The following is an 11217-nucleotide window of genomic DNA, read 5'->3' as shown; positions in this document are numbered from 1 at the left end:
GGGGCGTGTTCTTCTGTCGGGTGGGCAGGCGTTCGGTCGGCCGGCTGCTCGGTCGCCGCGGGTTGCTGTGCGGGTGCGTGCTGGTCGGCGGGTGTGTGTGGCTCGGTTCCGGCCGGTTGCTGGGGCACTGCCTGGTCGGTCGCCGGCGGCTGCTCGCGTGCCACCTGTTCGGCAGCGGGCTCTGCCGGGCGTGCCGGCGCATGCTCGCCGGCAGGCGCCGGGTGTTCCTGGTGCGGCTGCCCGGAAGGCCCCTGAACCCGCGGCTGCTCCTGCGGCATTCGCGGATCCACCGGCCGCGGGAGGTGCTCCTGCGGTGGACCGAACCGTGGCGGCGGAACCTGAGGCGGCCCCGCCGGACGCGGCGGCCCCAGCCGCGGATCGTGCGGCGGCATCGGCGGCCGGCCACCCGGTGGCGGCGGCATCGGCGGCCGCCCGCCGGGGTGAGGCCCGGGTCCCTGCGGACCACGCGGCTGGCTCGGATACCCGGCAGGCCGCTGCCCCCCAGCCATCGGCGGCCGCGGCCCACCCTGAGGAGGCAAAGGAGGACGCCCCGGCGGCATCCCCCGCGGATCCCGCGGCGGCAACCCACCCTGCGGCGCCTGCCCCGAGTGCGGCTGACCAGGCAGCTGCGGCCCCCGCTGCGGCGGCGGCCCCCCGTGCGTCGGCTGTCCGTTCTGGTGCCACGTTCCGCCCGGCTGCACCGGCGGCTGCCCACCGTGCTGCGGCGGGACGGACGGCTGCCCGTTCTGGCGTGGCTGCCCGCCTGGCTGGACGTGCGGTTGTCCGCCCTGGTGTGGTTGCGGGCCGGGCTGCGCCGGCGGTTGTCCACCCTGCGGCTGTCCGCTCGGCTGAACGTGCGGCTGCCCGCCCTGGTGTGGTTGCGGGCCGGGCTGCGCCGGCGGTTGTCCACCCTGCGGCTGTCCGCTCGGCTGAACGTGCGGCTGCCCGCCCTGGTGTGGTTGCGAGCCTGGCTGTACCGGCGGTTGCCCACTCTGGCGTGGTTGTCCGCCTGGCTGGACGTGCGGCTGCCCACTCTGGTGTGGCTGCGGGCCAGGCTGCACCGGCGGCTGTCCACCTGGCTGTACCGGCGGCTGCCCGCCCTGGCGTGGCTGCCCGCCCGGCTGGACGTGCGGCTGCCCGCCGGGCTCCTGGTGCGGTCGCGCAGCCGGGTGAACCGGCGGTGGTCCGCTCAGATGTGGCTGTCCACCCGGCTGAATCGGCGGGTGTCCACCCTGGTGGGGCTGTCCGCCGGGCCGGGCGGTCGGTTGCCCGCCGGGTGGCATGGGCGGCTGTCCACCCTGCAACAACCGGCGGGGGTCCGGCGGTGGGACCCGTCGCGGCTGCTCGCCGCGCGGTGGCATCGGGCCGCCCGAGCCCGGGCCCGGGCCGCCCGCACGTCCCGGACCGGCACCGTTCGGCATCCCACCCGGCGGAGGTGGGGTGAACCCGCCCGCGGGCGGCGCCTGCTGCGGCGACGGACCGTTCTGGAACGGCGCCACACCCCCGTCCGCCGCGAACGGTTGGCTCGGGCCGCCGGTGAACCCGGCCGCTCCGACGTTGTCCTGCGGACGTCCGCCACCCTGTCGCCCCGGCTCCGGGCCGGATCCCGGCGGTGGGGCCATGCCGTAGCCGCCCTGCGGTCCGGCCGACGAGGTCGACGCCGCCGCGCGATGTGCCTCGGGTTGCTGTTCCGCCTGCTGGACGTGACCAGCGGCCGGCGATGCCTCGGGCGCGCGATGCTCGGACTGTCGCGGCTGCGGTTCGGATTCTCGTTGGACAGACGGTTCGGCGGCCGCCCGGGTCTCCGCGGCAGGTCGTGGCTCCTCACTCCGCGACTCGGGCTGGGAAGACGCCTCGCGCGGCGCTTCGCCTCGCGACCCGGGTTCGGATGGCGGTTGCTCGACGCGTGATGCGGGTGGCGAGGACGGCTCCGGGCGTGGCTCCCCACCTCGTGGCTCGGCTTCGGGCGATGCCGCGCGCCGGGCCTCCTCGTTGCGTGATTCGCGCTCCGGGCGTGGCTCTTCGCCGCGTGATTCGGGCTCCGACGATGCCTCGCGCCGTGGTTCTTCGCTACGTGATGCGGGCTCCGGGCGTGGCTCCCCACCTCGTGACTCGGCCTCAGGCGATGCCTCACGCCGGGCCTCCTCGCTGCGTGACTCGGCCCGCGAGGACTCCGGGCGTGGCTCCTCACCGCCTGACCCAGCCGCGGATGACCCCTCGCGCCGTGGTTCTTCGCCGCGTGATTCGGGCTCGCGCCGGGCCTCCTCGCCGCGCGACTCAGGCGAGTCCGACTCAGGCGAGTCCGACTCAGGCGAGTCCGACTCAGGCGAGTCCGACTCAGGCGAGTCGGACTCACCTCGCGACTCGGACTCACCCCGCGACCCGGACTCCGACGAAGAACCCGGCTCCCGATCAGACCCACCCGACCCGCCGGGCTCTCCCGGGATGTTCGCCTCGTGAACCGAGTGCATCTGCTCCTTCGCGCCCCCGGCCGCACCTCCCACGGCACCGCTCGACGCACCCATCAGCAGCTGCTCCGGCGTCAGCGACCCCAGATCCCCGGTGACGGCCGCCTGCCCCACCGTCTGGGCGACCCCCTCGACCGCCCCGCGCGTCCCGGCCCGGAGAGCCGCGTCCGCGATCTGGCCGCCGGCACTGTGCGAAAGCCCCTCCGTCGCCCCGCGTCCGATCGACCCCGAAGCCGCTCCCACGACTCCGCCCACCGCGCCGGAAATCGCTGCGTCGGACGTCTTGGACCAGTCCCAGTTCTGCCGATCGCCCTTCGCCATCTGCAAGCCCTGGATGCCCGCGTCCATCCCGAGGTTGATGGCCTCGTTCTTGAGGACCTCCATGCCGATCTTCTTGAGGCCCTGCTTGAGCAGCTTCTCCAGCAGCTCCTTGGCGACCTGCTTGAACCCCTGCTGGGCCAGCTTCTCGAGCAGCTGCCGGAACAGCATCTGCACGGTCATCCGGGTGGCGATCTGGGCCGGCGCGATCCCCGCCGTCGAGCCGCCGAACGTCACCGCCGCCGCCGCGATCATCGCCGCGATCTGGGCCGCCAGCACGATCAGCGAGATGATGATCATGTACTTCGTGTACTCGACGTCCAGTGCCGTCTGGTCGCACGAATCCCCGAGGGCCTTCGTCGCGTCGGCCAGCTGCTTGAAGTACGCCTCGTCGCCCTCGACGAACTTCTTCCACTGCTCGGCGAACGCGTCGGCGCCGTCACCCGTCCAGTTGTCGCGGATGCCCGACGCCGCCTGGTTGCCCGTCTCGGAGACCGGCCCGATCGCCGACGACGCCGCGTGCCACGCGTCCCGCAGCGCGCGCAGCTTGGTCTCGTCGCCCTCGGGCCAGCTCTCCCCGACGACGATCGGCAGCAGCCACTTGACCGCGTCGGGCATCTCCATCCCCACGCGTCATTGCCCCTTGCCGAGCTGGGACGACACGTCTTCGTCGGCGCCCGAAAGGGCCTTCATCGACTTGGCGACGTTCTGCTGCATCCCCCGCAACCCCTGCACGAGGTTGGTGAACCCGTCGACGGCGCCCTGCGCGCCCGGCACGTAGTCCTTGGCGAACTCCTTGCCGGAGTCGTCGCCGCCCCAGCACTCGCCCTGCGCGGCGAGGGCCGCCTGCAGCGCCTTCGCCGCGTTGTCGAGCCCGTCGGCCGCCGTCACCAGGCCGTTCGACGCGCGCAGCACCGCGTCCGGCTCCGCGGTGAAGCCGGCACCCCCGTCCGGCATCAGTCGCCCCTCGTCATCCAGGACGACGGTGGCTCCTCGTCCTCCTCACGCGGCGGGCGGACGCGCTTGGGAGCCGGCTTCGGGGCGGGCACCGGCGGCGCCTGGTCGTTGCGCAGGATCGATCCGCCGTCTTCGAACGACTCCGGCCGCGGTGCCGGCGTTTCCTCGGCGAGCTCGTCGAACTCGGGGATCGGTGGCACCAGCCCGGCCAGCGACGGCGCGCCCTCGACCAGGTCGGCGAGGTCGGGCAGGCCCTCGGTGATCGGCGCCATCAGGTCGGCGATCTTCTGCTTGACCTGCAGCGATCCTTGACGCACGAGCGACTGGACGGTGTTCGCGAGTTGTGCGGGCGTCGTGCGTTCGAACGTGTTCGGGGCGAATTCGAGTTTCGCGAGGCTGCCGCCGGCGTCGATGGTGGCGCGGACCAAGCCGTCGGGGGAACTGACCTGAGCGGTGGTTTCCGCGGCCGCGGCCTGGGCGTCGCGCAGCTGCGCCGTCTGCCGCTCGAAGTTCTCCAGGAGGGTGTCCATCTGGTCCTTCATCGCGGCATTGCGTGCTTCGAGCCGTGCACGGTCGTCGCCCGCGGTGGTCACAGGTGCCCCCGGTGTCCCTCGAACCTACTAATGACTTGCCGTCACCCTAATGCCAATGGAGCAGTGACCGTGACCGGTTCGGGTGTTTGCCTCAGCGAATCACGCGGCGTCGAGCGACCACGTAGCCCGCTCCGCCGACCAGGTAGCAGACCGTCGCGGCGATGAGCAGGCCCGGCGAACGCCCGTCGTCCGGCACGACCAGCGCGCCCAGGGAAACCGCGGCCACCTGCGTGATGTTGAACAGCGTGTCGTACAGCGCGAACACCCGGCCGCGGGCTTCGTCGGCGACGTCGAGCTGGATCGACGAATCGACGCAGAGCTTGAGCACCTGCCCCGCCCCGGTGATCACGAACGACGCGAGCAGCGCCAGCGGCAGCACCATCGGCAGGCCCAGTGCGGACTGCGCGATCGCCGCGAGCACCAGCGCGCCGAGCACCGCGCGCAGCCGGCCGAAGACGCGGATCAGCCGGGCGGTCAGCAGCCCGGCCAGCAGCAGGCCGGTGCCGGCGAGCGCGGCCATCTGCCCGAGGCCGGGCAGCCCGGCGCGGAAGACGCCGTGGTCGGTGAAGTAGTTCCGCATCATCAGCACGGTGACCAGCAGCGACACCCCGAACGACGCCCGGTGCGCGAACAGCGCGACGAACCCGGCCGTGACGCTGGGCGCGCGCCACGCGTGCTTCGCGCCGTCGGCCAGCCCCCGCGCGACGGCCAGCAGGGGGTTCGGCGGCTCGTCCACCACCGACGGCCCGAGCACGCCCCGCACGAAGCCGCGCGCGATGAATGCCGAAACCAAAGTGCCGAGGACGGCGAACACCGTGGTGTACGCCGATCCGGCGTTGTCGCTGCCGAACAGGGCCCGCAGGCCGATCGCGCAGCCGCCGCCGAGGACGGCGACCACCGAGCCGAGGGTCGTGGCGAACGCGTTCGCCGTCACGACGCTCTCCTCCTCCACGACGTGCGGCAGCGACGCCGAGAGCCCGGAGCCGATGAAGCGCGAGATCCCTTCCGCGGCCAGGGCCAGCGAAAACAGCCCGAGACCGCCGAACCCGAGCCCGACGGCGGTGGACGCGGCGACGATCGCCAGCCCACGCAGGAGGTTCGCGAAGATCAGGACCTTCCGGCGGTCCCAGCGGTCCAGCAGGGCGCCGGCGAACGGGCCGACGACCGAGTACGGCAGCAGCAGCGCGGCGAACCCGCCGGCGATGGCCAGCGGATCGGCGGCGCGCTCGGGGTTGAACAGCACGGCTCCGGCGAGGCCGGCTCGGAAGACGCCGTCACCCCAGCTGGCGGCGAAGCGGGTGAAGAGGAGCCGCCGGAAGTCCGGGTCTTTGAGCAGTTCCCGAGGCCCTCTTCGCACTGTCGTCGTCCGGGCGCTGATCGTCACGAAGCCAGGGTAAGGGGCCGACGCACTGAGGTCGCCTCTCGGCGGCTATGCGCAGTGTGGCTCCAGCCGGACGGTATTCCACAAAGGCGGTTCTTCAGTGAGCCCGGGGGACACGGAGTGCGCCGGCCACTGTTTCAAACGAGGCTGCTGGGGCGATTGTTCCCGAGCCGAAGTAATTCGCCGGGCCGGGAGTGGGATCATGGGTCGCGTGCCAGCGGACGCCGAGGTTGAACCGGGAACGCTCCTGGTCGCCGCCCCCACGATGGTCGATCCCAACTTCCGCCGGACCGTGGTGTTCGTCATCGATCATCGCGAGGAGGGCACGCTCGGCGTGGTCCTGAACCGGCCGAGCGACGTCGCGGTGCACGACGTGCTGCCCAGCTGGGGCGGGCACGTCGCCGAGCCGCAGGCGGTGTTCGTCGGCGGGCCGGTCGAGAAGAAGACCGCGTTGTGCCTGGCCGCGTTGCGCACCGGCGAGACGGCGGCGAGCGTGCCCGGGGTGATCGCGGTCCGCGGCCCGGTCGCGCTGGTCGACCTGGACACCGATCCCGAGGTGCTGGTGCCGAAGGTCCGCGGCGTGCGCGTGTTCGCCGGCTACGCGGGCTGGGACTCGGGGCAGCTGGCCGGCGAGATCGAGCGCGACGACTGGGTCATCGTGCCGGCGCTGCCGAGCGACATCCTGGCCTCGCCGGACGGCGACCTGTGGAGCCAGGTCCTGCGCCGTCAGGGCATCCCGCTCGCGCTACTGGCCACCCACCCGGGCGACCTCCAGCGGAATTAGGCCTCTTCCTTCTTGAAGACGCCGCAGCCGCCGGCGCCGCACGCGCAACCGCTGCACCCGGCCGGCGCCGCCGGAGCCGGGGCGGGCACGCTCAGCGCGGCCCGGTTGCCGAGCACGCCCCCGCCCATGACCAGCAGCAACATGGCGAGCACGCCCGCGAGCGCGGCGGCGATCAGGCCGCCGGTCGTCGGCATGGCGAGCCCGGCCAGCCCGGTGAGGACGGAGATCGCGCCCCCGGCCATGGTCGGCAGGCTCGCGACGCGGTTGGCCAGCTTGAACGCTTCTTCGCTGCGCAACGCCGCCTGGGTGCGCACCCCGGTGCCGCCCTCGCGCGTCAAGCGCTCACGGAAACCGAGGAACCCACCAAAGCCGACGAGCAGACCCAGCACGACCGGAACCAGCGCGATAGCGAACACGAGGTCAAGGATAAGCGTGACGTCCCGGCAACCTGCCGGATACCCTGATCGACTGTGCTACAGGCCATGTCACCACGCGTACTGCCCACTGTGCTGGCCACTGCCCTGATCGGGGGGATCCTCGCCGCCTCGCCGGCGAGCGCCACCGAGGGTCACCAGCGGCCGATCCGGCTGCTCGGCGAGCGGATCGTCCCGAACTCCCTGCCGTTCCAGGGCACGACGGTCGGCGGCCTGTCCAGCATCGACTACGACCCCCGGACCGGCGGCTACGCCCTGATCTGCGACGACCGGTCCGCGATCAACCCCGCCCGCTTCTACACCGCCACCTTCCCGGTGTCGGCGAACGGCGTCGGCCCGGTCACCTTCACCGGCACCAAGCCGCTGCTTCGCCCCGACGGAACGCCGTACCCGCCGCTCGCGCAGAACGACCCGGCGAAGCCGCAGAACGAGCAGACGGTGGATCCCGAAGAGCTGCGCGTCGACCCGTGGAGCGGCGGCTACTACTGGTCGCAGGAGGGTGAGCGGACGGCGACGACGTTGATCGACCCGTCGGTCCGGGAGGCGCGCCGCGACGGAAAATACGTCCGCGACCTGCCGATCCCCGCGAACGAGAAGATGACGCCGACCACCGGGCCGCGGCAGAACCTGGTCCTCGAAGGCATCACCTTCACCGGGTTCGGCTCGCTGCTGGCCAGCGAGGTCGAGGGTCCACTGCTGCAGGACGGCCCGGAGCCGACGACGACCACCGGCGCGCTCTCGCGGATCACCCTGCAGTCGCGGTTCGGCCCGGTCCTGGCGCAGTACGCCTACCCGCAGGAGCCGCTCTTCGCCGCGCCGGTGCCGTCGACGGCGTTCGCCACGACCGGCGTGTCGTCGATGCTGGCCGTCGACCAGGCCGACCCGACGAAGTTCCTGATGATGGAGCGCTCGTTCAGCACCGGCGTCGGCAACAAGGTCCGCGTCTACGAGATCGACACGAAGGGCGCGACGAACGTCCTGAACGTGCCGTCTCTCGCCGACGCCAAACACGTCAAGCCGGTCAAGAAGCGGTTCCTGTTCGACGCCGCCGACCTCGGCCTATCCACTGTGGACAACATCGAAGGCATGACGTGGGGCCCGAAGCTGCCGGACGGCGAGCGCAGCCTGGTGCTCGTCAGCGACAACAACTTCTCGGCGACCCAGGTCACCCAGGTCGTCGCACTGGCGGTCCCCTCCGAACGGCTTTGACCAGCAAGTTACGATGACAGTATGAACACGGCTCGGCTGCTCCTTAGCCTGCCGCGCTGACCGGGCCCGGCCCGGCCGGCGCGGCGACCCCTCATGCCCTAGTGGCTGAGGGGTCGAGTTGTTTCTGGAGCGGCTGTATCGATGAGCTCTCGGCGGGAACGAATGCCTCGAGCTTGAACAAAGGAAGACGTCATGACTGAGGCGACAGGGACCGACGTCCCGGCGCACCGCTACACGGCCGCGCTGGCGGGTCAGATCGAGCAGCGCTGGCAGGACCACTGGGCCGACCAGGGCACGTTCCACGCGCCCAACCCGGTCGGGCCGCTCGCCGTCGAAGGGCAGTCCGTCCCCAGCGACAAGCTGTTCGTCCAGGACATGTTCCCGTACCCGTCGGGCTCCGGCCTGCACGTCGGGCACCCGCTGGGCTTCATCAGCACCGACGTCTTCGCCCGGTACCACCGGATGATCGGGCGCAACGTGCTGCACACGATGGGCTTCGACGCGTTCGGCCTGCCGGCCGAGCAGTACGCGGTCCAGACGGGCCAGCACCCGCGCAAGACGACCGAGGAGAACATCCGGACCTACCTGCGCCAGATCCGGCGTCTGGGCCTGGGCCACGACGAACGCCGCCGCATCTCCACGATCGACCCCGAGTACTACCGCTGGACGCAGTGGATCTTCCTGCAGATCTTCAACTCCTGGTACGACACCGAGGCGGGCAAGGCGCGGCCGATCGCGGAGCTGGAAGCCGCGTTCGCCGACGGCTCGCGCCCGGTGCCGGGCAACAAGGACTGGGCGTCGCTGAGCGCCGCCGAGCGCAAGACGATCATCGATGACCACCGCCTGGTGTACATCTCCGAGGCGCCGGTCAACTGGTGCCCGGGCCTGGGCACGGTGCTGTCGAACGAAGAGGTCACCGCGGACGGCCGCAGCGAGCGCGGCAATTTCCCCGTCTTCCGCCGCAGCCTGCGGCAGTGGATGATGCGGATCACCGCGTACGCCGATCGCCTGGTCGACGACCTGGACCTGCTGGACTGGCCGGAGAAGGTCAAGTCCATGCAGCGGAACTGGATCGGCCGCTCGCACGGCGCCCGCGTCACGTTCCGGTCCGGTGACGACGCGATCGAGGTCTTCACGACCCGGCCGGACACGCTGTTCGGTGCCACGTACATGGTGCTGGCGCCGGAGCACCCGCTGGTCGACAAGCTGACGGTGGCCGCATGGCCGGAAGGCGTCGACGAGCGCTGGACCGGTGGCGCGGCGACGCCCGCCGAGGCGATCAAGGACTACCGCGTCGCCGCCTCCCGCAAGTCCGAGCTGGACCGGCAGGAGAACAAGGAGAAGACCGGCGTCTTCACCGGCGCGTACGCGACGAACCCGGTCAACGACAAGCAGATCCCGATCTTCGTCGCCGACTACGTGCTGATGGGCTACGGCACCGGCGCGATCATGGCCGTGCCCGGCCAGGACGTGCGGGACTGGGAGTTCGCCGAGAAGTTCGGGCTGGAGATCATCCGGACCGTGCAGCCGTCCGAAGGCTTCGACGGCAAGGCGTACACCGGCGACGGCCCGGCGATCAACTCGAGCTTCCTGGACGGCATGGACGTCGCCGAAGCCAAGAAGACGATCATCGACTGGCTGGCCGGAAAGGGCGCCGGCACCGGCACCGTGCAGTACAAGCTGCGCGACTGGCTGTTCTCGCGCCAGCGCTACTGGGGCGAGCCGTTCCCGGTGGTCTACGACGAGAACGGTGAGGTACACGCCGTCCCCGAGTCGATGCTGCCGATCGAGCTGCCCGAGGTCGCCGACTACTCGCCGGTGACGTTCGACCCCGAGGACCGCGACTCGATGCCGTCGTCGCCGCTGGCCCGCGCGACCGACTGGGTCGAGGTCGAGCTGGACCTGGGCGACGGCCCGAAGACCTACCGCCGCGACATCAACACGATGCCGAACTGGGCGGGTTCGTGCTGGTACCAGCTGCGTTACCTGGACCCGACGAACGCGGAGACGTTCTGCGCGCCGGAGAACGAGGCGTACTGGATGGGCCCGCAGGCGGGCGAGCACGGCGCGGACGACACCGGCGGCGTCGACCTGTACGTCGGCGGCGTCGAGCACGCGGTGCTGCACCTGCTGTACTCGCGGTTCTGGCACAAGGTGCTGTTCGACCTGGGGCACGTCACGTCGAAGGAGCCGTACCGGAGGCTGTTCAACCAGGGCTACATCGAGGCGTACGCGTACACGGACGCGCGCGGCGTCTACGTCCCGGCCGAGCAGGTCGAGGAGCGCGACGGGAAGTACTTCTTCAACGACGAAGAGGTCACTCAGGAGTACGGCAAGATGGGCAAGAGCCTGAAGAACGTCGTCACGCCGGACGAGATGGCCGAGAACTACGGCGCCGACACGTTCCGGTTCTACGAGATGGCGATGGGTCCGCTGGCGATGTCGCGCCCCTGGGCGACCAAGGACGTCGTGGGCGCGCACCGGTTCCTGCAGCGGCTGTGGCGCCTGGTCGTCGACGAGACGACCGGCGAGCTGCGGGTGTCCACAGAGGACGCCTCGGAAGCGGATCGGAAGGTGCTGCACCGCACCATCGCCGGCGTTCGCGAGGACTACGCGGAGATGCGGTTCAACACGGCCGGCGCGAAGCTGATCGAGCTGAACAACCACGTCACCAAGGTGTACGGCTCGGCCGCGGCGACGCCGCGCGAGCTGGCCGAGCCGCTGGTGCTGATGCTGGCGCCGCTGGCCCCGCACCTGGCGGAGGAGCTGTGGCACCGGCTGGGGCACGTGGACTCGCTGGTGCAGGGCCCGTTCCCGGTGGTGGACGAGAAGTACCTGGTGGAGGACTCGGTCGAGTACCCGATCCAGGTCAACGGCAAGGTCCGCTCCCGCGTCACGGTGCCGGCCGACGCCACCCGGGAGGCGGTCCAGGCCGCGGCGCTGGCCGACGAGAAGGTAGCTGCGCTCGTCGGCGACGGCTCGCCGCGCAAGGTGATCGTGGTGCCGGGGCGGCTGGTCAACATCGTCGTCTAGCGCCACGGCGGAAAGCCGCCGGTGTTCGCTGGTCGTCCCC

At 71.5% G+C, this 11217-nt stretch carries 8 protein-coding genes; 4 read left to right on the top strand and 4 right to left on the bottom strand.

The features are described 5' to 3' along the window. Window positions 1-677 precede the first annotated feature (677 nt). Window positions 678-1910: a hypothetical protein gene (locus AB0M80_RS08645; RefSeq protein ID WP_364560874.1), complete on the top strand. Its 1233-nt coding sequence runs from the start codon at window positions 678-680 to the stop codon at window positions 1908-1910. 1509 nt (window positions 1911-3419) lie between these two features. On the opposite strand, the gene AB0M80_RS08640 is transcribed toward AB0M80_RS08645, so the two are convergent. The 3 genes from AB0M80_RS08640 to AB0M80_RS08630 form a co-directional block, all read right to left on the bottom strand. Continuing rightward, window positions 3420-3743, bottom strand: a complete 324-nt coding sequence (locus AB0M80_RS08640) for a WXG100 family type VII secretion target (protein ID WP_364560871.1) — start codon at window positions 3741-3743, stop codon at window positions 3420-3422. After that, window positions 3743-4285, bottom strand: a complete 543-nt coding sequence (locus AB0M80_RS08635) for a YbaB/EbfC family nucleoid-associated protein (RefSeq protein WP_364560869.1) — start codon at window positions 4283-4285, stop codon at window positions 3743-3745. Before AB0M80_RS08635 ends, AB0M80_RS08640 begins: the two co-directional genes overlap by 1 nt. A gap of 142 nt (window positions 4286-4427) precedes the next feature. After that, a complete protein-coding gene (locus tag AB0M80_RS08630) occupies window positions 4428-5720 on the bottom strand; it encodes an MFS transporter (RefSeq protein ID WP_364560866.1) in 1293 nt (430 codons plus the stop codon). A 199-nt stretch (window positions 5721-5919) separates the two neighbouring features. Between AB0M80_RS08630 and AB0M80_RS08625 the strand changes: the two genes are divergently transcribed. Beyond that, entirely contained in the window at window positions 5920-6501 is a 582-nt protein-coding gene (locus AB0M80_RS08625) for a YqgE/AlgH family protein (RefSeq protein WP_360269834.1), read from the top strand. Here AB0M80_RS08625 and AB0M80_RS08620 read toward each other — a convergent pair. Beyond that, the gene (locus AB0M80_RS08620; protein ID WP_364560863.1) at window positions 6498-6917 is read right to left on the bottom strand and encodes an SdpI family protein; all 420 of its coding nucleotides are present in this window, start codon (window positions 6915-6917) and stop codon (window positions 6498-6500) included. The genes AB0M80_RS08625 and AB0M80_RS08620 overlap by 4 nt on opposite strands. 66 nt (window positions 6918-6983) lie before the next feature. On the opposite strand from AB0M80_RS08620, the gene AB0M80_RS08615 reads away from it, so the two are divergent. Further along, a complete protein-coding gene (locus AB0M80_RS08615) occupies window positions 6984-8144 on the top strand; it encodes an esterase-like activity of phytase family protein (RefSeq protein WP_364560860.1) in 1161 nt (386 codons plus the stop codon). A gap of 192 nt (window positions 8145-8336) precedes the next feature. Beyond that, on the top strand, window positions 8337-11177 hold the full coding sequence (gene leuS, locus AB0M80_RS08610) for a leucine--tRNA ligase (protein ID WP_364560857.1): 2841 nt from the start codon (window positions 8337-8339) through the stop codon (window positions 11175-11177). Window positions 11178-11217 lie beyond the last annotated feature (40 nt).

This window comes from Amycolatopsis sp. NPDC051045 (assembly GCF_040682955.1).
In the GTDB taxonomy this organism is placed as follows: Bacteria; Actinomycetota; Actinomycetes; order Mycobacteriales; family Pseudonocardiaceae; genus Amycolatopsis.
Note: the sequence above shows the minus strand (reverse complement) of the source record. Positions and strands in the feature narration are given on the sequence as shown.